This window comes from Segatella salivae DSM 15606 (assembly GCF_000185845.1).
GTDB lineage: Bacteria > Bacteroidota > Bacteroidia > Bacteroidales > Bacteroidaceae > Prevotella > Prevotella salivae.
Window position 1 is genome coordinate 580,471 of the sequence record NZ_GL629647.1, and the last position, 23,840, is coordinate 604,310.

Annotated in this window: 25 protein-coding genes, 2 tRNA genes and 1 pseudogene; 8 read left to right on the forward strand and 20 right to left on the reverse strand. The window is 38.5% G+C overall.

The features are described from left to right. Positions 1 to 557 precede the first annotated feature (557 nt). The 4 genes and pseudogenes from HMPREF9420_RS02420 to HMPREF9420_RS14125 form a co-directional block, all read right to left on the reverse strand. Complete coding sequence (locus HMPREF9420_RS02420; RefSeq protein WP_007133818.1) at positions 558 to 1,064, reverse strand: DUF3408 domain-containing protein; 507 nt, start codon at positions 1,062 to 1,064, stop codon at positions 558 to 560. After that, positions 1,052 to 1,366, reverse strand: a complete 315-nt coding sequence (locus HMPREF9420_RS02425; protein ID WP_007133819.1) for a helix-turn-helix domain-containing protein — start codon at positions 1,364 to 1,366, stop codon at positions 1,052 to 1,054. The genes HMPREF9420_RS02420 and HMPREF9420_RS02425 overlap by 13 nt, the downstream gene beginning before the upstream one ends. A 3-nt stretch (positions 1,367 to 1,369) precedes the next feature. Further along, a pseudogene (locus HMPREF9420_RS13080) lies at positions 1,370 to 1,640 on the reverse strand (helix-turn-helix domain-containing protein). Between the two features lie 371 nt (positions 1,641 to 2,011). Next, positions 2,012 to 2,416, reverse strand: a complete 405-nt coding sequence (locus HMPREF9420_RS14125) for a hypothetical protein (protein WP_169309684.1) — start codon at positions 2,414 to 2,416, stop codon at positions 2,012 to 2,014. 263 nt (positions 2,417 to 2,679) lie between these two features. Between HMPREF9420_RS14125 and HMPREF9420_RS02445 the strand changes: the two genes are divergently transcribed. From HMPREF9420_RS02445 to HMPREF9420_RS02450, 3 genes are read left to right on the forward strand one after another with little or no spacing between them, the layout of a single operon-like run. Further along, complete coding sequence (locus HMPREF9420_RS02445) at positions 2,680 to 4,245, forward strand: acyl-CoA carboxylase subunit beta (protein ID WP_007133823.1); 1,566 nt, start codon at positions 2,680 to 2,682, stop codon at positions 4,243 to 4,245. A 36-nt stretch (positions 4,246 to 4,281) separates the two neighbouring features. Further along, positions 4,282 to 4,434, forward strand: a complete 153-nt coding sequence (locus HMPREF9420_RS14130) for a hypothetical protein (RefSeq protein ID WP_007133824.1) — start codon at positions 4,282 to 4,284, stop codon at positions 4,432 to 4,434. 3 nt (positions 4,435 to 4,437) lie between these two features. Then, on the forward strand, positions 4,438 to 4,863 hold the full coding sequence (locus HMPREF9420_RS02450) for an acetyl-CoA carboxylase biotin carboxyl carrier protein (RefSeq protein ID WP_007133825.1): 426 nt from the start codon (positions 4,438 to 4,440) through the stop codon (positions 4,861 to 4,863). Positions 4,864 to 5,241: 378 nt separating this feature from the next. On the opposite strand, the gene HMPREF9420_RS14555 is transcribed toward HMPREF9420_RS02450, so the two are convergent. Together HMPREF9420_RS14555 and HMPREF9420_RS02460 are read right to left on the reverse strand one after the other, a co-directional pair. Then, positions 5,242 to 5,586: a hypothetical protein gene (locus HMPREF9420_RS14555; RefSeq protein WP_248628067.1), complete on the reverse strand. Its 345-nt coding sequence runs from the start codon at positions 5,584 to 5,586 to the stop codon at positions 5,242 to 5,244. A 130-nt stretch (positions 5,587 to 5,716) separates the two neighbouring features. Then, positions 5,717 to 6,634: a TIGR01212 family radical SAM protein gene (locus HMPREF9420_RS02460; protein ID WP_007133827.1), complete on the reverse strand. Its 918-nt coding sequence runs from the start codon at positions 6,632 to 6,634 to the stop codon at positions 5,717 to 5,719. Between the two features lie 93 nt (positions 6,635 to 6,727). Here HMPREF9420_RS02460 and HMPREF9420_RS02465 point away from each other — a divergent pair, with 93 nt between their 5' ends. The 4 genes from HMPREF9420_RS02465 to HMPREF9420_RS02480 all read left to right on the forward strand — a co-directional run bounded on the left by HMPREF9420_RS02465 (position 6,728) and on the right by HMPREF9420_RS02480 (position 10,665). Further along, the gene (locus HMPREF9420_RS02465) at positions 6,728 to 8,932 is read left to right on the forward strand and encodes a S9 family peptidase (protein ID WP_044079040.1); all 2,205 of its coding nucleotides are present in this window, start codon (positions 6,728 to 6,730) and stop codon (positions 8,930 to 8,932) included. 272 nt (positions 8,933 to 9,204) lie between these two features. After that, positions 9,205 to 9,291 (forward strand) — tRNA-Ser (locus HMPREF9420_RS02470). 32 nt (positions 9,292 to 9,323) lie between these two features. Further along, positions 9,324 to 9,395 (forward strand) — tRNA-Glu (locus HMPREF9420_RS02475). Between the two features lie 58 nt (positions 9,396 to 9,453). Beyond that, positions 9,454 to 10,665 (forward strand): L-serine ammonia-lyase, encoded by a 1,212-nt coding sequence (locus tag HMPREF9420_RS02480; protein ID WP_044078706.1) that lies wholly within the window; start codon positions 9,454 to 9,456, stop codon positions 10,663 to 10,665. A gap of 116 nt (positions 10,666 to 10,781) precedes the next feature. On the opposite strand, the gene HMPREF9420_RS02485 is transcribed toward HMPREF9420_RS02480, so the two are convergent. From HMPREF9420_RS02485 to HMPREF9420_RS02525, 9 genes are all read right to left on the reverse strand, one after another. Next, entirely contained in the window at positions 10,782 to 12,209 is a 1,428-nt protein-coding gene (locus HMPREF9420_RS02485; RefSeq protein ID WP_007133830.1) for a hypothetical protein, read from the reverse strand. Positions 12,210 to 12,226: 17 nt separating this feature from the next. Further along, on the reverse strand, positions 12,227 to 13,402 hold the full coding sequence (locus HMPREF9420_RS02490; protein ID WP_007133831.1) for an MFS transporter: 1,176 nt from the start codon (positions 13,400 to 13,402) through the stop codon (positions 12,227 to 12,229). Between the two features lie 4 nt (positions 13,403 to 13,406). Beyond that, positions 13,407 to 14,225 carry a 3-methyl-2-oxobutanoate hydroxymethyltransferase gene (panB, locus tag HMPREF9420_RS02495; RefSeq protein WP_007133832.1) on the reverse strand — a complete coding sequence of 273 codons (819 nt, stop codon included), beginning with the start codon at positions 14,223 to 14,225 and terminating at the stop codon, positions 13,407 to 13,409. A 53-nt stretch (positions 14,226 to 14,278) separates the two neighbouring features. Then, the gene (locus HMPREF9420_RS02500) at positions 14,279 to 14,932 is read right to left on the reverse strand and encodes an HAD family hydrolase (protein ID WP_007133833.1); all 654 of its coding nucleotides are present in this window, start codon (positions 14,930 to 14,932) and stop codon (positions 14,279 to 14,281) included. Positions 14,933 to 14,979: 47 nt separating this feature from the next. Continuing rightward, positions 14,980 to 15,591, reverse strand: coding sequence for a crossover junction endodeoxyribonuclease RuvC (gene ruvC, locus HMPREF9420_RS02505; RefSeq protein WP_007133834.1), 612 nt, complete (start codon positions 15,589 to 15,591; stop codon positions 14,980 to 14,982). A gap of 3 nt (positions 15,592 to 15,594) precedes the next feature. Next, positions 15,595 to 16,239, reverse strand: a complete 645-nt coding sequence (locus tag HMPREF9420_RS02510; protein ID WP_007133835.1) for an MBL fold metallo-hydrolase — start codon at positions 16,237 to 16,239, stop codon at positions 15,595 to 15,597. A gap of 1 nt (position 16,240) precedes the next feature. Continuing rightward, positions 16,241 to 16,870 carry a 16S rRNA (guanine(527)-N(7))-methyltransferase RsmG gene (rsmG, locus tag HMPREF9420_RS02515; RefSeq protein WP_007133836.1) on the reverse strand — a complete coding sequence of 210 codons (630 nt, stop codon included), beginning with the start codon at positions 16,868 to 16,870 and terminating at the stop codon, positions 16,241 to 16,243. Positions 16,871 to 17,674: 804 nt separating this feature from the next. After that, the gene (locus tag HMPREF9420_RS02520) at positions 17,675 to 18,298 is read right to left on the reverse strand and encodes an HAD family hydrolase (protein WP_007133839.1); all 624 of its coding nucleotides are present in this window, start codon (positions 18,296 to 18,298) and stop codon (positions 17,675 to 17,677) included. After that, complete coding sequence (locus HMPREF9420_RS02525; protein WP_007133840.1) at positions 18,295 to 19,392, reverse strand: FMN-binding protein; 1,098 nt, start codon at positions 19,390 to 19,392, stop codon at positions 18,295 to 18,297. Before HMPREF9420_RS02525 ends, HMPREF9420_RS02520 begins: the two co-directional genes overlap by 4 nt. 95 nt (positions 19,393 to 19,487) lie before the next feature. Between HMPREF9420_RS02525 and HMPREF9420_RS02530 the strand changes: the two genes are divergently transcribed. Beyond that, positions 19,488 to 19,859 carry a DUF488 domain-containing protein gene (locus HMPREF9420_RS02530; RefSeq protein WP_007133841.1) on the forward strand — a complete coding sequence of 124 codons (372 nt, stop codon included), beginning with the start codon at positions 19,488 to 19,490 and terminating at the stop codon, positions 19,857 to 19,859. On the opposite strand, the gene HMPREF9420_RS02535 is transcribed toward HMPREF9420_RS02530, so the two are convergent. From HMPREF9420_RS02535 to HMPREF9420_RS02555, 5 genes are all read right to left on the reverse strand, one after another. Further along, complete coding sequence (locus tag HMPREF9420_RS02535; RefSeq protein WP_007133842.1) at positions 19,845 to 20,471, reverse strand: LysO family transporter; 627 nt, start codon at positions 20,469 to 20,471, stop codon at positions 19,845 to 19,847. The genes HMPREF9420_RS02530 and HMPREF9420_RS02535 overlap by 15 nt on opposite strands. Beyond that, a complete protein-coding gene (locus HMPREF9420_RS02540; protein WP_007133843.1) occupies positions 20,461 to 20,748 on the reverse strand; it encodes a LysO family transporter in 288 nt (95 codons plus the stop codon). Before HMPREF9420_RS02540 ends, HMPREF9420_RS02535 begins: the two co-directional genes overlap by 11 nt. 320 nt (positions 20,749 to 21,068) lie before the next feature. Further along, a complete protein-coding gene (locus tag HMPREF9420_RS02545) occupies positions 21,069 to 22,427 on the reverse strand; it encodes a hypothetical protein (protein ID WP_007133844.1) in 1,359 nt (452 codons plus the stop codon). A 7-nt stretch (positions 22,428 to 22,434) separates the two neighbouring features. Beyond that, a complete protein-coding gene (locus HMPREF9420_RS02550; protein ID WP_007133845.1) occupies positions 22,435 to 22,773 on the reverse strand; it encodes a hypothetical protein in 339 nt (112 codons plus the stop codon). Then, a complete protein-coding gene (locus tag HMPREF9420_RS02555; RefSeq protein WP_007133846.1) occupies positions 22,770 to 23,780 on the reverse strand; it encodes an SPFH domain-containing protein in 1,011 nt (336 codons plus the stop codon). Before HMPREF9420_RS02555 ends, HMPREF9420_RS02550 begins: the two co-directional genes overlap by 4 nt. Positions 23,781 to 23,840: the final 60 nt, after the last annotated feature.

Below are 23,840 nucleotides of genomic sequence, written 5' to 3' on the forward strand. Positions count from 1 at the left end.
AAGAATTCTAGGTGATTACAATCTCAGCATCAAAGAAGTCATAATAGAAGATGAAATATTAAAATATAGTAGAGAAGAGTATCTTAAGTTATTCAATTATTCTGAGGAAATAAACACCTTACCACGCGTGTTTTATGAGCCTATTAGAATTCTTTTGGTAATTCATAATAAAGAATAACGCGCGAGATCCTAAATTGGCTATTACAACATTATTTATGATAGTTTAGAACGATTTGATCATTGGATAATCTCAAAAGCAAAGAATTATAAATTGATTGTAATGTAAACTGCTTTGAAGATATTTCGTTGCGATGTCAGATTATTTTTACTTACAACATCAAATCAACTTCTGAAGTTCCAGCTTGCCTATTTAATCACGACTTCGGAGTGATTTAATCTCCCCTTTTGGGGCAAGGGTCTTTGTGGTACAAATGGCAATTTGTGGTACAAAGACACACCTTGCTGTATCAAGAATGATATGGATAAGCCCTGCTGTGTTACTGCATTCACTGAATACAGTAACTCGGCGTAGGCTTGCATTCGAGGAATGCAGTACTTCAGAGTTTCCGCCATCTTTCCACATCATCTTTGTATTGGTCGAGATGTTCTCGGAGCACCTGCTCCACATATCCTGAAACGCTTGCTCCCTGCTCACCGATTTTCCTCACCACGAAGTCCAACTTTCGTTGAGTTTCCTCTGATACATACACGGCTTTGCGGTGGCTGTTGCGAAAGGGCCGTAGATATTTCCCCTGAAACTCGGATAATTGCTTCCTGTCCCTTGTATTTCCCATTCGTTGATGATTCTCTTCGGTAGAAGTAGCCCTCTCCGTTGGTGACAACTCTGTTTCTTGATAGGACGGTTGAGAATAGTCCTTGTGACTCTCCTCGTCATTTTGTTCCTCAACTTTAACAGGCTCAAATCTTTTCTTCTCCTCTTCATAATCTACGGGCTGGTCAAAATCGGGCAATTCCTCGGGCTTGCGGAGTTTTACGCCATAATTTCCCATATCTCTGATGGCTTGCTCTAAAACGGCTTTTCTCTTTTCATCTATGGTCGGCATGGCTTCTTGTGTATTGGGTAATAATGTCTTTCAAGCATGGCTTGTATGTCGCTCTGTTTGTAGAGTATCTTGCCACCGATTTTGCAGTAGGCAATCATGCCATTGTCCCGATAGTCCTGAAGCGTGCGGAGACTTAGCCGTAAAAGTTTGCAGACTTCCTCGCCTGTAAGGTAAACCTCTCCGCCCAACATCGGACGGGCCGTAGCACAATACCGCTCCAATTTCTTTAATATGCCCTCCATCAGTTGTGCAAACATCTGCATTTGAGGGTCTTGCTGTGTAATGATTTCATTCTCTTCCATAGTTCATTCATTGTTTGAGTTCAATAACTCCGTGACGTCGCTCTCCTTGTAATAGCATTTATGTCCAATCATGGAGAAAGGGATTTTACCCGTGTCGCGATAGGATTGCAGGGTGCGTTTGCTGATGCCCGAGCCTGCGGCATACGGCTTCATTGTCGAGCCATTCGTCCTTTTCGGGCGGATTGCCGATGAGTTGTTCGATACGATGAATAAAGTCTGCAAAGTCGGAGCTGTGCCGATCCCATGCCTTGCGGTCGATGATAATGAGTTTCATTTCCTTGATTTTGTTTTGATTACTTTATTGTTACTCGGCAAACAAACTCATATACAGTCTGTTGCCACTATTGTTGTGTGCAAAGGTAAGCGTAGAACTACATTGAACAAAGCAACGCAGAAAAGCAAGGATATAGAAGGAAGAGAAGAGAAGTTAGTCTGTTAGTCAGAAAAGCTTATAAGCTTTTTGTAAATTGTACGTTGTCAAACAAAAGTGCACAACTGCAAATATTGTACGTTGTCAAACAAAAGTGCACAACTGCAAATATAGTTATTTACTCTGATATTTCATTGTTTTATTATCATAAATTCTTTTGTTGATTGTTTTTTGCTTTATAATTTCTCTTATCATTTTAATTTTCTCCCCTTGTCCTAAATATACGTCTTTGGGTGTGAGATTATCCAACGATTCATGAAATGATTTTCGCCATGCGCGGAAACTCCAAACCTTTCGGGAAATGACTTTCGCCGAGCGCGAAAATACCAAACCCTTCGGGAAATGACTTTCGCCATGCGCGGAAACACCAAACCATTTGGGAAATGATTTTCGCCGAGCGCGGAAATGCCAAACCATTCGGGAAATGACTTTCGCCAAGCGCGGAAATGCCAAACCTTTCGGGAAATGATTTTCGCCGAGCGCGGAAATGCCAAACCATTCGGGAAACGACTTTCGCCATGCGCGGAAATGCCAAACCATTCGGGAAATAACTTTCGCCAAGCGCGGAAACTCCAAACCTTTTGCGGAATGAGTTGCGAGAGGCCCGCAAGCAATTTCACCAACTTAAAAATAAGCGAAAAGAGGAAAAGGTAAACAACAAAAACCAATGCAGGCAATGCATAAGAAAGAAAGGATGCCAGAAACCAAACTACCCTCAAGAAGTAAACGACATCCAACAAAGTTCGTATTTTTTGCTTTTTAACCTTTTTCCATTCCCCACTTTTTCATTTTTTTACTATCTTTGCATCCGAAACTATAGTGTAATCATAAATGGGTTACTAATTGACATTAGGACAACAAAAGATTTAATTGATAAAAACTTATGAGTAAGCAAGTAGAAAAGATCAAACAGCTTATTGCAAAACGCGAAGAAGCTCGCCTGGGAGGTGGTCAGAAAGCTATCGACAAGCAGCACGAACGTGGTAAGTACACGGCACGCGAACGTATTGAAATGTTAGTGGATGAAGGTAGTTTCGAAGAATATGATATGTTCAAATTGCATCGTTGTCATAACTTCGGCATGGAGAAAAAACAATACTTAGGTGATGGAGTTGTAGCTGGTTCGGCAACTATCGATGGTCGCTTGGTATACCTTTATGCACAGGATTTCACCGTTAATGGTGGCTCTTTGTCTGAGACTATGGCACAAAAGATTTGCAAGGTTATGGACATGGCAATGCGTATGGGAGCTCCCGTCATCGGCATGAATGACTCAGGTGGTGCACGTATTCAAGAAGGAATCTCGGCACTTGCTGGCTTTGGTGAGATTTTCGAACGCAACATTCTTGCCAGTGGAGTCGTTCCACAAATCAGTGCAATCATGGGGCCTTGTGCCGGTGGTGCAGTCTATTCACCCGCACTAACAGACTTTACCATTATGACCGAAGGCACTTCTTACATGTTCCTTACAGGTCCGAAGGTTGTTAAAACCGTTACAGGTGAAGAGATTGATGCAGAACATTTAGGTGGTGCAAGCGTACATGCGAGCAAGAGTGGTGTTACTCATTTCACGGCAAAGACCGAAGAGGAGTGCATGGAACTCATTAAAACATTACTCTCATATATCCCATCTAATAACACAGAAACAGCTCCCCGTGTAGAATGTACCGACCCGATTGATCGTAAAGAAGACCTTCTCAACGAGATAATTCCAGAAGATCCTAATCAAGCTTACGACATGTATAAAGTCATCGGTGCAGTCGTTGACAATGGTGAATTCTTTGAAATCCAACCAAAATTTGCAAAGAACATCATCACAGGCTTTGCTCGTTTCAATGGTCAAAGCGTAGGTATTGTAGCCAACCAACCAGCTGCTTATGCAGGCGTTCTTGATGTAAATGCAAGTAGAAAGGGTGCACGTTTCGTGCGTTTCTGTGATGCCTTCAATATTCCAATCGTTAGTTTGGTAGATGTACCAGGTTTCTTGCCAGGAACAGGTCAGGAATATAATGCTGTCATCCTTCACGGAGCACAACTTCTTTACGCTTATGGTGAGGCAACAGTACCAAAGATTACGATCAACCTTCGTAAGAGTTATGGTGGTTCTCACATCGTTATGGGTTGTAAACAACTTCGTTCTGACCTCAACTTTGCATGGCCTTCAGCCGAGATTGCAGTAATGGGTGCAAGCGGGGCTGTTGCTATTCTTTGTGGCAAAGAAGCTAAAAAGATTAAGGAAGAAGGTGGAGATGTTAGAGCATTCCTTGCAGAAAAAGAAGAGGACTACACTGAAACATTTGCCAATCCTTATCAAGCTGCACAATATGGTTACATTGATGATGTTATTGAACCACGCAACACACGTTTCCGTATTTGTCGCGGATTGGCTCAACTTGCAACCAAGCGCCAGGATATTCCTGCTAAGAAGCATGCCTGCATGCCTATGTAATCCAAGTTGAAAACGAGAAATAATAACGTAAAAACAATGGATAAAAATATATATGCAGCTATTGCCATGGCACTCTATGAGTTTGAAGGCAATAACGTTCACGACAATGAACCTGGAAAAATCACAATTGCTTTGCGTCCAACGCTATGGAATGCCAAGTTCTTGTCATTAACAAAGAAACCAAAATAGAGTATGAAAGAGTTTAAATATACAATTGATGGCAAAGAATATAAGGTTGCTATCGGTGAAATTGACGAGAATAACATTGCATCTGTAAATGTAAACGGCGAGGACTTCAAAGTCCAAATGGAAAAAGAAGCAGAACCCGAGAAGAAGAAAGTTGTGCTTGGTAAACCTGCACAAACTGAGGAAACAGAAGCTACTCCATCAGCTAATGTCAACACAAACAATGCTGTTAAGGCGCCTCTCCCTGGTACAATCACAGCTATCAACGTTGAAGTTGGACAAGAGGTTAAGGCTGGAGATGCTGTTGTAGTACTTGAAGCAATGAAAATGGCCAATAATATTGAAGCAGAAAAAGATGGTAAGATTACAGCTATCTGCGTGAAAGTTGGTCAAACTGTTCTTGAAGAAGACCCACTTGTTGTGATTGAATAACAAATGATAACTACATTATAAAGAAAAGGATATGCTTCACTTAAAGCATATCCTTTTTTATATTCTCATCTTCTTTGATTTAATAAGGAAATAAAAGGCTGGCAACATGAACTTCTATTTGATTAAAATCATAGGATAATGCATATCAGAACATTATGCACTTATAATCAAATCATAATATCAAGTAAAAGTAAGATGAAAATTATATGTATCAAATTACTCCGTAAAATGCTTTATATTGATGCATAAACTGATAGAAATCATTCGATAATCTATAGCTATTTACTTCATCCAGCTTGACTCGTTATAAAAAAAGAGCAGAAGATTCACGCCTTTATTCCCCCACCCTTATAAGATAACCCTATGCTAAAGGCAAATTTAATGCGTTCCTCTCAACACCCAAATACCTCCAAAGAACATGAATAATGACCAGAGTGTGAGCAGCGCAAAACATAAGATTACAAAACCAAGTAACACTTTGGCCAACATATTTCGTCGTGACACTTCAACCAAAAATGCAATCGTTGAGGCAATAAACCAAAAGTAACCACCGAAGATTGTAAATAACCAAACAAAAGGAATCGCCTCCATCCAACTTGCAGAATAAGGCTGACCAACGGGATGTTTGTCTATAAACACATAACAAACCACAGCTGTTATTAGGCATAAGATATTGCCAAAATAGATATATTTGAACAGCTGTCGTTTATGAATATACATCATTATAGCCAACAGAATGATAAAAGTGATTGGCAAAAAAAAGCAAGATAAAATATTACTATCGTGTAACATAAGATTGATTATTATTAATTTCATTCAGACAACTCATTCATGGTGGAGAGTTCTTTCAACTTCAATCATCCATGAAATGAGCTCCTTGCCTTATACCATGAGCTTGCATGTAACGACAAAGCAAGTTAGTAAACTCATAATTCTTCAATCCCCATTTCGGTGCAATCAAAAGATTGGCAGGAGATTGGCTAACGAAACGCTCTAAAACAAGTGTTGGCCGGAGATAAGAAATATAGTCTGCAACCAGCCGAATGTACTCTTCTACCGAATAAACATGAAAGGGAGTAGCCCGAAATTCAGCTGCTAACCGCGTGCCACGTATAATCTGCATTTGATGAATCTTAAGGATATCAAGAGGTAAAGAAGAGATAATCTTTGCCTGTCTTATGCTTTCTGCTGCATCTTCTCCAGGCAAACCAAGAATGATATGCCCACCACAAAGGAGTCCACATGCGTGAGTTTTCATAATCGCTTGTTGGCAACATGCAAAATCATGACCACGATTTATTCGCTTAAGCGTATCATCATTGACACTCTCTATACCATATTCCACCAACACAAACGTATGCTTTTGCAGACCAACAAGATAGTCAAGCAATTCATCATTGACACAATCCGGGCGTGTACCAATAACAAGTCCGACAACATCTTCTACCTGGAGGGCTTCTTCATAGAGGGCCTTTAACTGCTGAAGTGAAGCATAAGTGTTTGAATAGGCCTGGAAATAAGCTAAGTATTTCATGTCAGGATACTTATGAGAAAAGAAACTTTTACCCACTTCCAATTGTTCCGTTACAGACTTATGCCGGTCACAATAATTAGGATTGAAAGTCTGATTATTACAATAAGTACATCCTCCTATACCGACATTTCCATCACGATTCGGACAGGAAAAGCCTGCATCAATACTTATTTTCTGTACTCTGAAAGGGAATTTCTTCCTTATCCACGAAGAGAAATCATTGTAAAAACCATCCATTGCATGCAAAGTTATGAAAAAAGCAGGTAAACAACAAATGATTATCAAGGCTTTTTTGTAACTTTGTAAACATAAAACAAAATGGTAATCAATATGAAAAAACTTTTTTTTCTATGTGTAACAATACTTTTAATGACGTCAGGAATGAGGGCTGACAATAAGATTACACTGAAAGATGTCACTGGACAAACCTTTTCACCTCAATATATTTCAGGGGTTGATCCCATACAAGGAACAGACTTATATGCCAGTATCAGTAAGGATGGCAAACAGATTATAGAATATGCTTTCAAATCGGGAAAACCAACACGTGTGTTATTTGACATAGCCAACACACAAGGAGAAAGCCTCAAACAATTTGATGGTTACAGTCTTTCTCCTGACGGAAAGCGAATGTTGATACAGACAAATACGCATAAAATCTATCGCCGTTCGTCTACGGCAGACTATTATATCTATACCATTCAAAGTCGGAAATTAGAGAAACTCTCGTCAGGTGGGCCTCAACAAATACCGACTTGGTCTCCAGATGGAAATCAAATTGCCTTTGTAAGAGACAATAACATCTTCTTAGTTAAACTGCTTTACGACAATGCTGAAAGTCAAATCACAAAGGATGGTAAGTTTAATGAGATTATCAATGGTGTGCCAGATTGGGTTAATGAAGAAGAGTTTTCGACCAATCGGTCTCTTTGTTTCACAGCAGATAGCCGCATGATATGTTGGATTAAATATGATGAGAGAAAGGTAAAAGAGTATTCTCTACAAATGTTTATGGGCAGTCATCCAGCAATGAAGGCTTATGAAGTTTATCCTGGAGCATATACTTACAAATATCCTAAAGCCGGAGAAGACAATGCTATCGTGTCAGTTTGGGCCTATGATATACAAAGTCATAAAACAAACAGACTGCAAGTACCTCTTGATGCTGATGGCTATATACCACGGATTAAATCTACAAATGACCCAAATAAAGTCATTGTGTATACCATGAACCGTCACCAAGATGTATTAAATCTATACGCTGTGAATCCTCATTCAACGCTTTCCCAATTAATTATCAAGGAAAGTGCTGACAAATATGTAAAAGAGGAAGCTATGGAAGGTATCAAAATCGGACAGAACAGCATTCTCCTACCAAGCGATCGCGATGGGTTTATGCACCTCTACCTATATAATATGAATGGTAGTTTGATTCGTAAAATTGGTGAAGGGAACTATGATATAACCAATGTTTATGGTTATGATGAGGCCTCTGGAGACGTATATTATCAGGCAGCTTCAGTCAATCCACACGACAGACAGATTTTTGTCAGCCATAAAAATGGCAAAACTGAACGCTTAACTGATGCAAATGGCTGGAATACAGCTATGTTCTCAGGGGATTATAAGTATTTCTTGAATACATGGAGCAACTATAATACTCCTTATGTTTTTACGATTCGTGATAACAAAGGGAAAGTGCTTTCAACTCCTGTTGACAACAAGGAACTAAAAGAGAAAATCAAATCATTTGGTTTTCATGGTAGGGAAACATTCTCTTTTACAACATCAGAAGGTATAAAACTTGATGGTTGGATGGTTAAACCGGCTGATTTCAACCCACAAAAGAAATACCCAGTAATTCTCTTTCAATACAGTGGACCTGGTAGCCAGCAAGTAACTGACGCATGGAGTGCTGGTTCTATGGGCAACGGAGGAGCCTTTGATTATTATCTTTCTCAGCAAGGTTACATCGTGGTTTGTGTTGATGGACGAGGAACAGGAGGCCGAGGTGCAATGTTTGAGAAGTGTACTTATCTGAAACTTGGTGAATTAGAATCACGTGACCAAGTAGAGACCGCCCTTTGGTTAGGTAGTCAAAGCTATGTTGATAAAAATAGAATTGGTATTTGGGGATGGAGTTTTGGTGGCTTCAATACATTGATGAGCATGAGCGAAGGCCGTCCAGCATTCAAAGCCGGCATTGCGGTTGCCCCACCAACTAACTGGAGATATTATGACACCATATATACAGAACGTTATATGCGCACACCAAAGGAGAATGGAAGTGGCTATGCAACAAACCCAATTCAACGTGCAAATAATCTTCATGGAGCACTATTGATTTGTCATGGTATGGCAGATGACAATGTACAACCACAAAATACAATGGAGTATTCAGAAGCTTTGGTGCAAGCAGATAAGGACTTTAAGGAGAACTTCTATACGAATCGAAATCATAGTATCTATGGAGGAAATACGAGAATACATTTGCTTCGACAGATTACCAATTGGTTTAATGATAATTTAAAATAAGGAAATAACAACATCATAAAACGTTATTATTCTATCATCATAAACAGATGATGTAGACAAAAGCAGGGATAAATTGTAGAAAACAATACTCCCTGCTTTTCGTTTCTATACAAAACAAAATTCTTTGTCAAGTATCTTTTGAATAAATTTGATGCAAAAAATAAAATGTTTCGAAAAAAAGAATGAAAAAGTCTTGGACAAATCAAAATGTTTTTATACCTTTGCACCGCATTTAAGAATAATGCTTGGCGAATCGGATACAATCCATCAAAGGAAGGATGGGTGAGTGGCTGAAACCAGCAGTTTGCTAAACTGCCGTGCGAGTTCTCGTACCGGGGGTTCGAATCCCCCTCCTTCCGCAGGCAATATTCTAAGAGAATATTAGCCAACTGGTCGGTTCATCTAACGGTTAGGATACAAGATTCTCAATCTTGGCATACGAGTTCGATTCTCGTACCGACTACAAAAGAGTCCTGCAAATCATTGATTTGTGGGGCTTTTTACTTTATAATAGGATATATATGGAATCGATTAAAGAGATATTCAAGATAGGAAAAGGTCCTTCAAGCAGTCACACAATGGGACCACAGAAGGCAGCAAAAATCTTCACGGAGCGGCATCCAGACGCCACCTCCTTTCAAGTAATCTTGTATGGCTCGCTGGCTGCCACAGGAAAGGGACATATGACAGACACTGCAATAGAAGAAGTCATGCAACCAACAGCACCTGTTGAGATTATCTGGCAACCTCAAACGTTTCTTCCTTTCCATCCAAACGGCATGAAATTTATAGCTTTGAATGATAAAGAAGAACCCACAGAAGAATGGACTGTCTATAGCATTGGAGGTGGAGCACTATCTGAAGGCAAGGCTTCTGATGATTTCTTTTCTACTAAAGAGGTCTATCCCCTTAACTCACTCCATGACATTATGCGGTGGTGTAATGACAATGGACGCAGTTATTGGGAATATGTTGAAACATACGAAGATGAAGATATATGGGAATATCTGTATCAAGTATGGGACGTTATGAAACAAGCCGTGAGATCAGGCTTAGCACATGAAGGCGTACTTCCGGGTCCATTACACCTTCCAAGAAAGGCCGCCACATACTATGTAAAGGCTACTGGATACAAACCTTCATTACAAAGTAGAGGCTTAGTTTATTCATATGCCTTAGCAGTAAGTGAGGAAAATGCATCAGGGGGAACTATCGTTACGGCACCAACTTGTGGAGCCTGTGGTGTAGTTCCAGCCGTTTTATACCACCTTTATAAAGCACATAACTTCAGTAACGAACGTATTATCCGAGCACTTGCTACTGCAGGACTATTCGGAAATATCGTAAAGAAGAATGCATCCATTAGTGGTGCCGAGGTTGGATGCCAAGGAGAAGTTGGTGTTGCCTGTGCCATGGCGTCAGCAGCAAGCTGTCAACTCTTTGGTGGAAGCCCCACTCAGATTGAATATTCTGCTGAAATGGGATTAGAACATCACTTGGGTATGACATGCGATCCTGTCTGTGGATTAGTTCAAATCCCTTGCATCGAGCGTAACGCCTTTGCCGCCACACGTGCACTTGATGCTCAACTCTACGCATCTTTTGGTGATGGGAGTCATCGTGTGAGTTTCGATAGAGTGGTAAACGTCATGAAACAGACTGGTCATGATTTGCCTTCACTCTACAAAGAGACCAGCGAAGGGGGCTTAGCTAAAGGGTATAATCTGGAATAAAAAATCTGCTTGTAGGCTAATTAGCGTCAGAATTTGTTGATGAATAAATGAGAGAAAGTTGTTCTTATAAAGACTTTACTTTCTCTTTTTTATTTAATCATATTCAATTTATCTTGTCAATGATGCTCAAAAGCCCCCATATCTGGAACTGACTTCCGTCTGATTCCATCATGATCTATCTGAGGGCATGAATTTTTATCTGCCTTTCCGATAACAAAAGCCTTATTTTTGAGATGAAAATCATAGTCTAACGCCTCATTATCCACCTTCATAAATAAGTTTGCCCCCATATTAATAGTGTCTTTAGTTGATTCAAAAATAACATCCTTATAATGTATCTGGTCTTTTTCTTTGGGTTTTGTTGTGCGCAACAAACTATTCAAAAATTGATAGGATAGATTTGAACTACCCTTAGATGGCAATTTTATCTGCTCATCAGCAAAACCTGTTATAATACTATTTAGAACCGACAAATGAGTTGGTTGATATTGAGATGAAATATAGAGTGCTTCTCCCCTACTACTATCAAAAGGATAATATTGTGCCAATGTACAAGCATTCAAAAGTACATCTGCCCCCTCCACTGACAAACAATTATGCAAAGTGTTAGATAATTGCGTATTAATTAGTTCAGCTTTACAATTTACTAACCTAACACCATAGCCCTGACAATTATGTATAGTAGCTTGTTCGAGCTTCATTTTTGTTCTATTTATATCACTACTATCACAGACAATGCCATTAAAACAACCACGAATATCAACATACGACAAGGTATTTTGATAAGAAGAGCCATAGAAATGTAGACCTTGCCATTGACCACTTACACGGTCATAAGGCAGATTTGAAAACATCTTATCCAATCTACTACCACGTAAAAGTACTCTTTTTTCAGATTCACCTTCTATAGACAGCCTTCCCAAAACATCTATTCCGGCATCATGATTAAAGTAAATGGTCGTACCACCTTTTATCCTTAATGTTGCACCTTCATGTATTTTGATTCCTCGTGAGCATAATATTGGACGCTGAGGACTATCTATAATGGTATCATTCGTCACCTCTAAACGATCAATATGTGTTGCTTGCCAAGACCAAGCCCTCAACTTCACCCGTTGTTCTACCCCACTTTCTAAAGTAAACACCACCTCATCATCAAATTCTTGCGGCTTAATCACATCCAAAGATGGTGCAGTTGCTTCAACAAACACACATAAACTATCTCCATGATAGACAGGAATATCATTCACACGGAACCCATTATTATTACTAAGTGGAATCCCATTCACATTGACTCTAAAACCTTTCTGATTGCCATTTGCTAACTTTACACTCGCGAGTCTCACACCCTTTGTGTTCCTATTATAAAGCCAGAACTCATACGTTGAAGACGAAGTATTAGAAAAAAGCGTATCTAAACTGAGGGTATCTGTAGAAAATACCAACCGATTATCCTTAGACAAAGAGAATGATTCTTCATTGTTGCAGGAAGAAAGTATAAGAAAAGCACCTATCAAAAGGAAGCCAATAAAAAATCGTTTCATTAATATTATAACGTAAATCAACGATTTTTATTTTCCATATACCAATGATGTACAAAACAATTATAATAGAGAAATGCCATTAAAACTAATGCAAACATAACCCACAATGCCATAAACTCTTTGTTAAAGAGGTATGACCAACCTAACGACAAACCTATTGATAGTCCTAACTCTGAGGCTAGAAAATAACTACTTTGTGATGTTCCACGTTGACAATGCTTACTTAACTTAATAAAAAACAATTGGAAACGCGAGGCAATTAAACTCACTCCAAAACCTATAAAAGCAGGAATCAGTAGATGGACTGACGAATCCTTACGCGTTAAAAACATAAGGATTGCCATAGCAATTGTAAGAAGTCCCGTAATGGTTTCACTCTTTAAGTTAGCATTAGCGAAAGCAAACTTCTGCGCCAATAATGCTACAAAGAACCCCACAGCCATCATTCCATAGAATGTGATTGAATGGACAAGCGACAGAAAGATCCCTAAAACCATAGAAACCAAAATGAGATTCACAAACAAATATTTACCTTGTGGAAGGAAAAACCTGTCTAAACTAAATATGGATAGGCCTTCTTCAGGGGCTTTAAAAGGGAATTTCACCATATAAATCAAAACCATCGAAACCAAACAACACAATGCAGAACCAATGACAAAGCCCTTCAGCCCGAATAAGTTACTGATAAACAATCCAAAAATTGGCCCAAAAGTCAATGCAAAGCGAGAAAACCAAGAGGCTGCATAATTAGCTTCCGTTCGACGAAATGATTCACAGACATCAATAATCAATGTGCTTGAGAGAATCATTTGAGATAATCCGAACATAGCACCGAGTAGAAAACACAGGCCAATTATTATCCAAAATAACCATCCACTTTCATACTTCTCGACAAAACTCAAAGCATAAATACAAACCATAACTATGCCTATACACAGCATACAGACACGATTGCGGCGATATTTCTCAACAAGATATCGACAAACTCCACCCAAAGAAAACAGTCCTACACCAAAAGAAACAAAGGCAAGTGCCACATGCCAATGTGTAATATGCTGTACTTTGATTAACCATCCAGGCACAACTGGAATCAACATATATACAGCCATACACAGAAAGAGATTGGATAGCGACAGCATCCAAAACTCACGATGCCACAGATTAATATGTACAGGCGTATTCTGAGTATCCATTCAATCAATAACTTTCGTCTATATTTGGGAAAGAACAAGTTTTAACTTCGCGAATATAGGCCTGAACACCAGCCGTCATACACTTGTTCACATCTGCAAAATGGCGCAAGAACTTAGGCTTAAACCCTTGAGTCATCCCCAAGGCATCAGCATAAACCAAAATCTGTCCATCTGTTCCACAACCAGCACCAATACCTATCGTGGCACAACGAACATTGCGTGTTACCTCTTCTGCAAGTTTAGCAGGCACTTTTTCCAATGTAATACAAAAACATCCAGCCTCATCTAACAGCCGAGCATCATTGAGAAGTTTCTCTGCTTCAGCCTCCTCCTTGGCACGAAGTCCGTAACCTCCAAACTTATGTACACTCTGTGGAGTTAATCCTAAATGGCCCATTACAGGAATTCCGGCATCAATAATACCTTTAACGGTAGCAATAATCTCTGCTCCTCCCTCCATCTTTAGTGCATCAACGCCTGTTTCTTTCATTATCCTTATGGCGTTCTTAACCCCTTCTTCACGACTAACTTGATAACTTCCAAAAGGCATGTCACAGACCACCAAACAATGACTACATGCGCGAACAACACTCCGAGCATAATAAATCATTTCATCTATGGTGATGGGGAGAGTATCTGAATTTCCTGCCATGACATTAGAGGCTGAGTCCCCCACAAGGATTCCATCAATGCCTGCATTGTCTATAATAGATGCTGTGGTGTAATCATAAGCAGTGAGCATTGTTATTTTCTCACCAGCTGCTTTCATTTCCGCAAATGTTCTTGAAGTAATCTTTTTCTTCTCTGTAGATAAGTATCCCATGATTATTTATTTTTCAGCTTGCAAAAATACATCAAAAACACGACATGTCAAAATTAATGTTTATTAAATTCGACGTTTAACCACTGATAATTGCAGCCTACATAATTAGGTATTACAATATCAGCATAAGCGCTTATGGCTGTTTCTGGATTGGTTGTAGATAGTCCAACAGTAAACTCTCCTGCCCCACGAACAGCTTTTAAGCCATTGAAACTGTCTTCAAAGCCTACGCACTGGGATGGTGTTAAACCAAAAACTTCTGCACCTTTCAAATAAGGTGCAGGATTAGGCTTACCTTCTGTGAAGTTTTCGCTCGTCAAAATACGATCAAACAAATTCTTAAATGTAGGAACTTTAGCATAGACATTCTCCATCTTTTGCCTATTACTACTGGTTACAACAGCTGTCTTCACCCCATTGTTCCTAAGATCTGTTACGAAATCAACAAAGCCTTCTATGAACTCAAAATGCATATTGACTTCAAATTCATTTAATTTTGCGGTTATCTGTGCTTGTTCTTCTATCCTGTTTGCAAAATACTTGTCATATATTTCCACAAGTGTCATCCCCTTTATTTGATTCTCTATTCCTGGGAGTTCAGGATGATACATACTAAATTGTGACTTCCAGAACATCGTATATTGGGGCTCTGTATTAAACACAACACCATCTAAATCAAACAAAGCTGCTTTTAGTTCTCTTACCATTTTTATTCTGTTATTCGTTCACAATAGTTATATCGTTGTGGCTATCCCTATTTTTGCGTCTCTAATTGGTTAGCAATCGCTTGAGAAGGCTTTGTTACAGACTGCTTATTCTTCATTACAAAATCTTTCCAACTACTATAATGTCGCGCATTACTCTCGGGCTTTCCCATCTGGAGAAAATGGCAATAAGCAGCAGCAAGCGCATCGGTTGCATCCATAAATCGTGGCATCTCCTCTTTCTTGAGATTCAAAACACGCTGCAACATTCCAGCCACTTGCTCCTTAGAAGATTGTCCTTGTCCCGTGATAGCCATCTTAATTTTTAATGGGGCATATTCATGAATAGGGATATCTCGGTGGATTGCAGCTGCAATAGCCACTCCCTGAGCACGTCCAAGCTTTAGCATTGATTGCACATTCTTACCAAAAAAAGGAGCTTCTATCGCTAATTCATCAGGAAGATAAGATTCTATTATCCCCGTGACACGTTCAAAGATATGACCAAGACGCAAATAAGGGTCTGGCATTTTTCGAAGATCAATTACCCCCATTGCCTCCATTTTCGCCCTATTTCCTTGTACACGGAGTACTCCATAGCCCATAAGATTCGTACCAGGGTCTATGCCTAAGATAATCTTTTCTGTCTTCTGAATCGTCATAGGCTAACGATCTAAATAAGGATTACTTGCAAGTTCGGCTCCAATTGTTGTCTCTGGGCCATGTCCGGGGTATACTCTTGTCGTATCAGGAAGCTGACAAATCATGCGAAGGCTTTGAATCATCTGAAACATTGAGCCTCCTTCAAAGTCTGTTCTGCCTATAGAACGCTGAAAAAGGGTATCACCAGAGAAGGCCACATGCTCTTCTTCGTCATAAAAAAAGACACTACCACGTGAATGACCGGGAGTCTCTATCACTGTAAAGGCATGAGAACCAAAAGACACTTTATCGTTATCATGAAGATATTTACCAACAGAAGGAAAATCATCTTGAAGCTTAATACCCGTCATTTGAAGTGCCTGCTGTGCCAACTTAGCCATTAAAGACTTGTCATTCTCATGCACTTCAACTTTCAGTCCATATTCTTTATAAACCATTACATTGCCAAAATTATGATCAATATGACCATGTGTAGCCAGCAAATGAACAGGAGTTAATTCCTCACTAACAATATAATCCCGAATAAGAGAGAACTCTTCTTCATCCATTGCACCACAATCTATGATGACACATTCATTGGTTTCATCGCTAACAACATAACAGTTTTCCTGCAACATGTTGCATATAAATCGTTTGATTCTAAGCATATTATCCTATTGGAACATAAATAATTTTCTTATTTTCACGATACCATTCTTCATCAAAGAAATCATTTAAGGGGTAAACTTCAACGATATTCTTAAATGGTTTGAGTTCTTCATGAAGATCACCTCCCTTTAAACACAGCAGTCCATTGGGCAAAGCATTATGCTGTTCCTTACGAATGTTCTTGCGAATTAACTTCATTAAATCAGGTAAAGGCATCACTGCACGACTCACAACAAAATCAAATTTACGTGTTTCTTCCTCTCCCCTACGCTGTAACGCCTCTACATTCGTAAGACCGATTGCCTTAGAAATCTCGGTTGCTACACGTATTTTCTTCCCTATACCATCAATTAAATGGAATCTACATTGAGGGAACATGATTGCTAATGGAATACCAGGAAACCCACCACCTGTACCAAAATCCAAAATCTCTGTACTTGGTTTAAAGCGTAAAACCTTTGCAATTGCTAAGGAATGTAACACGTGATGTTCATACAAATTGTCGATATCTTTACGCGAAATCACATTTATCTTGCTGTTCCAATCACGATAAAGTGCATCAAGCATCTCATATTGTTGGCACTGCAAATCGGTGAGATCGGGGAAATACTTCGTGATAATATCTATCATTTTTGTTATTGATTTGATAATGCAAAAGTACGAATTTTCTTTGTAAGTCTATGGAATAAAACACTAAATGTTTTCAAATCACGGAGGGAAAAGAAATTAGGTGCAAATGAATTGCAGGGCTTTAATATGAAGAACTAATGCAAAACAAAATCTTTTTCAATATTGTTATAAGTAACTAATAATCAATACATAAAACAATATCCTGTAAATTATTAAATGAAAGTAAATTAACCTGTTTATAAAACCACTTGAATCACGCTGTAAACTGACTGGTTTTACCTCTTGAAATGCATGGTTTTGCAGAGCAAAATGGCTGTGTTTATCACAAAGAGTGCGCCTTTCTACAAGTTAACGCAATCTAAAACTCCACATAAGAACAAGAGAAAGATAAACAAAAGGCTAAGAATGAAACTTCTACTCTCCATTAAATAAAAGCATGGAACAACAGAAAATATATTGTTTACGCTATAAAAGAGCGTTGAGATTAAATCTTTATCATGGCAAAACTACAATGATAAGGGATAAGAAAAAAGCAGTCCCGGAATCACTTCCAAAACTGCATTATCTTATGATTTGAAATTTCATTGTTGAGTGATTACTCACTCTTTGTTATCCACAATCTTTAATTTTACCTAAAAACTAATACTTTTCAAAATCACAATCTTTAAACCTAATAACTAAAAACCTAAACAATCTATTAACCTTTTGTGAGTGCAAAGTTAAACAAGATGTGAGGAACATCCAAACGATTGAATATTTATTATCAATAAATTCCGTTTTTATTGATTTATATCAAAATAGGTCTTATAAGATAGATTGCATCACTTCTTGTGTCCAATCTTGTCCATTTATAGCTAAGATTGTATGAATGCCTAATTTGTTTGCAGCTTCTACATTGCGTGGGCTGTCATCGATGAACAATACTTCATTGCCATTTATCCCCTCCTTTTCAAGGATATATTCGAAAAATTTCAATGAAGGTTTCAAGGTTTTCATTTGATAACTCACATAAAGTTCATCCAAATAGTGACGTATACCATTGCCTTTTCCATCGAAATCACTACTATCAACCCACGACATCATGAATGAGTTTGTATTGCTTGCCAAGGCTGTTCGTATTTTCATTTGACGCAAATGCAACAATAAATCAAGATTACGTTGAGGTAAAAATGTGGCATATCCTAACCAAGCATGCCTACATTCATTCCAGGAAATAGGTCTTTTTGCCTCTTCAGAAAGCTGAATCAGGAACTCTTTATCACTAATTTCTCCCTCTTCTAACGCACCAAAATAGCCCGTTTGTGTATACATATTAAGACGTTCTTCAGCATCCTTGAGTCCTAAATGTGAAAAGCGTTTCACAGCTTCTAAACGATTACTGGTGTAAATAACGCCACCTAAATCAAACAAAATCAAACGTAGTTTCATGCTTTTGGATTTTGAACTATTTTAAATAATGTACCTGTTGGGCAAACAAATCTGCAATAAGGATGAGGAACAAAGACGGAAAGAATGACCACAATCACGCCTAACACCAATACAACAGCAGAGGCGCTATGCAATATAAACGCAGAGAACACCTCGTAATCCATCCATTGGAATCCGATTCCGAGTAACATCATCATTGTTAAAACAGCCCACAAGGTATCACGAAAACGCTCCAAACTCTTTACTGTTTCGGCCTTCATCTTCCATTTTCTACGTTTATTGGTTTTGCCAAGTAATTCTTGAAGCGACCCACAAGGACAGATATGGTTGCAATAATAGTTTTTCTTTCCAAAGAAAGGATAAATGAAAGCCGTAATTAACATAATCACCGGAGTCACAGATACCCATAAGTTTATGCCATTAGACATGTATCCTACCATAAGAGAATAAGAGATAAAAGTGCCACACCAAAAGCCAAGTACACCAACGTTCAGTATCATTTGAATAGTTCGATAGGTCTTATTATGATAAAATAAAGGCACAATAGCAGCCATAAGTACCACAATTAATCCTGCAATAGTTTCCAAATTGAGATTCATTTTATCAATAAAACTCTTCTCATATACATGCTTAGAAGCATATTGAAGACCTCGTTCCACGTTACCAATAATACCTCTCGATGAGAAGGTTGCACCACTAACAGCGTCAACTTTCAACTGTTGTGCCTGATCAATTGTCTTGCCATTCCAAGCTGAAAGCAGTCTACTTGCCTCACTAAAGAAGTCGGGGGTCTCATGGTTTTTCAATGCAATGATACGCTGAATCCTGTTATTTTTAATATAAATTTCTAAGGGAACGTTTCCACCATAGCCTGTAACATCTTTGGCAAGTGATGTGGTATTGACCACTGTAAAGCCGTCAGCAGTATGACGAATCACGTCATCATTCATGCTTTTAACTATGGAATCATTTGGTAAAGTACGAACTTTATGCCCAAAAACCTGACCATCTCGCACCACAGCTATTACCGCCATAGCAATAAAACAAACGATGAATGATGCAACCTGTCTAAGCTTCTTATTTTCTATTTTCATTGTTATCACACTTAACAATGTGTAAAATTACAAATTAAAATAAATTTTGGAAGATAAAAAACTCCTTTTTAATATTAATTAGTATCTTTGCTTTTATGAAAGAATTAAGGATAAAACGTATTTATGAAGCCATCGAAGAACAAGATGGTTATCGTGTTTTGACAGACAGATTGTGGCCGAGAGGCATAGCAAAAGCTAAGGCTGCTATCGACCTTTGGGAGAAAACTGTTGCTCCTTCAACAGAACTTAGGGAATGGTTCGGGCATATTCCTGAAAGGTTTCCAGAGTTCACAGAACGCTATTTGCAAGAACTTGAAGATAATTCTGACGCAACCAAGTTTGTTGAACTCTGTCAAAAACAACTCGAAAAGAGTAATGTTACCTTATTATATGGTGCCAAAGATGAAGTTCATAACCAAGCCGTTGTGTTGCAAAACTTCATTAACAAGCATCTAAGAACAAAATAAAGCTATCAACATGGGAATGCTAACTTCAAGTATTAACCCATGAAATATGGCGACGGGTATTATTCGTTTATCGCCTGAAGCATTAAGAATTGAAGGCAGACAAACATCCATTGAACTGATACCTGCTGTCGAAATAGCTGCTAAACTCCCTCCTTTTAGAGTAAAGAAACGGCATCCAAACAAAGAAAGTAGCTCGCGAGCAACGTTCGTAAGCAATGCAATTGTAGCCAATTGTGTTGCTTGTGTAGCCCCTACTGTTATTGTTTTTAGCTGTGCAATCAATACAGATGACAACGAATAATAACCGAAACCACTTCCTATTGCCATTATATCTGAGAGCTCATGTGTATTGAAAAGGAAGAAAGCTAAAGCCGTAAAGACTAATGTTCCAACTATAGTACAAGCGGGTAATAGGAACATTTTCAAGTTAATTGAACGTAACATCTTCCCTAAATTGTCCATAGATCCCACGCCAATTCCAACCTGAATGATTAGCGCAGACAATACAATCATAGGCAAAGATGGGTTGAGTAACCACTCCGGAGCTATATCAAAAGCTCCAACTCCGATTCCAACAATCAACGCAAACAATAGGGAGAGATTATCTTTCATTGTTATTTTGTTCTTTATTATTAATGAAGCGATTAAACATATAAGCCGTTCCAAAACTGCCAATCATACCTAAAACAGCTATAACAAAAGCCTGCCAACCAAAATAACCAATATTAGAAATGAGGTCATGATTAGCACCTATCGAAACACCGAATATGAAAAGAAGAACTATTATGGTATAATGTGCGGTGTGATCTACCTTTTGTATTCCACGAATATTACGCAGTAAATACCCTATTCCAACACCAAGCAACAGCAGAAAAAGTATCTTGAACATGTCTATTTAATCTGTTTGTTTGATGCAAAGGTATTAAATTATGCCCTAATCCAACATCATATTTATGCATTTTTTAATCATATTGCCACTTAATTGATTTGAATCAATTACATAAACGAGTTAAAATCTACAAGTTATATACTTTATTTCGCATTAAGGTTACTATCACGCAAAAAGGAGATACACACAAAATGTATCTCCTTTTAATATAATATCACCGTTTGATAGATTATCAAACTCAATATGAATATTACTTTATAATTAAATTCTTGCTTACTTTTTATACTACATTATAAAACAAAGCATGATACGCATTGCAATTATTCAATAGTATATTCAGTTGATAATTCTGCGCCTTTTTCCCATTTCCCTGTCGCAATATCAAAGCCATAAGCATGCATATCATCATAGGTATTACGACGATTACGCTTTCCTATAATCCAAATCACATTGCCTACACGCTCTCCTCCAACCACTTCTGAGAAGCGATCTAACACTTGAGTCCAAAGGATTTTCCCCGTTTTATCATACAATCTAAACATAGACCGAGCGTCAGATGCCAAAGAAGGATTAAAATATATCAACGCATAATGTGCATCTTGATAAATAAACTGCCCATTAAATCCAACAAACCAATCGGTCATTGGGGTTGCACTTACAAACCTTCCACCACGATCTGAAGAGAAAGTACCATAAAACCAATCATAAAAAACAAAGTCCTGAGGGTCTCCTAAGTGGTATTTGGCATGAATATTCCATAATCTCAGCAGTCCTTTTCGGTCTGTATTATTGTTTGGTGACTTACTAATCAGCTGCCAATACAATGTATCTCGCACTTCCCCATTTAGTTGAGAAGGCGGTAATTGCCTTGCATAATTAAAGGCTTCTTCGGTATATAAACGATTCGTTGCAGGGAAATAATAGTAGCTTTCCGCTATATTATTCTCCACCTTAAAGCCTTCTCCATCAGCTGGATAGATGAATTTAATCGATGCTATGCCGGTATTCATAGCCTGCTTACCCTTAAAGAATGACTGAGAAACATCTGTTATTGTTAACGATGCAGGATTAACCTCATAAACAAAGCGGCCTGCTACGACTAAATACCAGTGCTTAGCTTGCTTTAAATAGCTTAGTTCTGTGTCTGAAGTTGGACTAATAGACTGTTTATCTGCATCGTCTTCAGACATAAAAAGCTGTTCTTTGAGCACCTTACCAGTAATTGCATCGCGGAAACCCATATAGTAACCATTTACATACTTCGACCCCGTTGAGCTGTAATTTGTATTAAAATTGCGCTCAACAAGATAGAAAATACAAGGTTTTCCTTTATTATTCATCGGCGAAACGAGGGTATACAAGTCGCGAACAGTTGTCGAAGAGCTGCTATCCGATGAGCTTCCACTACTTGAAGTCGTAAGGAAAATTGCGATAACAAAGACTACTATCAACGGCACCACTACTGCACCGATTGCAAGTTTGATGCCTGTTGATAAGTCATTATTCAAAAAATTGGATGACTGAAAATCGTAATGATGATTCACATTAACGTTAATATCGTCATCATCAAGGAAGAATTCAGTCCCACAATTTAAGCATCTATATCGCTTTTCGTCTAATTGTTCATGCTTCTCACTACCACATTGTGGACATTTTACAGCCTTTATTCGTGTTGCCATAAGTGCTTTAAGCCTTCTTTGAGTAATAAATTGCCAAGAACAACAATATAGCTTGAACAGCTGTTAGAATGACAACACTCAACAACCACCAGTTATTTTCCCATTGTTCTGGGGCAAAGAATCCTGTGATGAACTCTAAAGCGCCAACACCTGCAAAGATAAAACCTAAAGTTAAACGATGAGTACTCTCTGCATTTCCTACAAATGAGCCAGCAAGTAGCAATCCATTAAGAATAATTGCCAAGCTCGTAAAGAGAAAATTCGTTGGAGAATAAGCAGTTATCAGTAATCCCGCAAGAAGATTGGCGACTAATATTATAACAGAAATAACTAAAATTCTTTTCATAATTTCTCTAATATTTCATTCTTTTTCTTTGTAAATTCCTCTTCAGAAATTAACTGGGCATCAAAAAGTTGCTTTAATTGTGTCAGGCGAGTTGCAGCATCTGGCATTGCAACCTCTTGCGAAACATTAGCATCACTCTTCGTATTGAAGAATTCTTTTGCCAATTGAACCCCTGCACCTACTTGCAAACCAGCTCCTGCAAGACCGCCTTCTGTGCGCACTGCATCGCGTAAAGCAGCCAACTTTTGAACGCCAGCATAATCTAAATCAACTTCAGACGCAGCACGTTTCTCTGCTGTCATATCTGCAATCTTACCGATTCGCTCAAGTGTACTCTCATCAAATGTAACTGAATCTATACGGAAATCTGTCAGCACAAAACCCAAACGTTCTAACTCTTCGGTTGTACGCGCTTTCAAATCTGCCGATAATTCAAGCAAATGTTTATCTACTTCAGTATAAGGATAGCTTTTTTCGGCTAAGAAAGAAGTTAGTGGTGCAACGATACGTGAAGACACTAATTCGCGCACATCGCGTGCCGTATAGTCAGAAACCGAACCCAACAACGTTGTGAACATTGTCTCAGCGTCACCAATTTTAACAGAGAAGTTACCACAAGCTCCCAGTGCAACAGGAATATTATAGTTGGGTTCCATGTATTTTACAGGTGTAGCTGTGCCCCAAAGTACATTTACCAATTCTGCCGTACGGAAGAAATAGAACCGCATTTTGTGCTCACTCTCAAAGTTTTGTGCCAGATTGAGCAACGTGGTGATAAACGGATGGTTATCTGATTGAAGTTCATACGTGCCTTGTTCTGTTAGTACTGACTTCACCTTTCCATCATAAACTAAAAGACAACCTTGGCCTGGTGCAACAATAAGTTTACTTGAGTTTTTGATTTCATCGGTAGTAGTTGCCATTCGATGGAACAGGATATTCATGTCTTGTTCTTTCCACTCAATGACTGAACGCAATTGCTTTCTAAAAGGATTCCTTATATTCATAGGTGTTAGCTTTAATCTATGTGCACACAAAATGCATGCACTGTATTCTTAAAAGTTTTC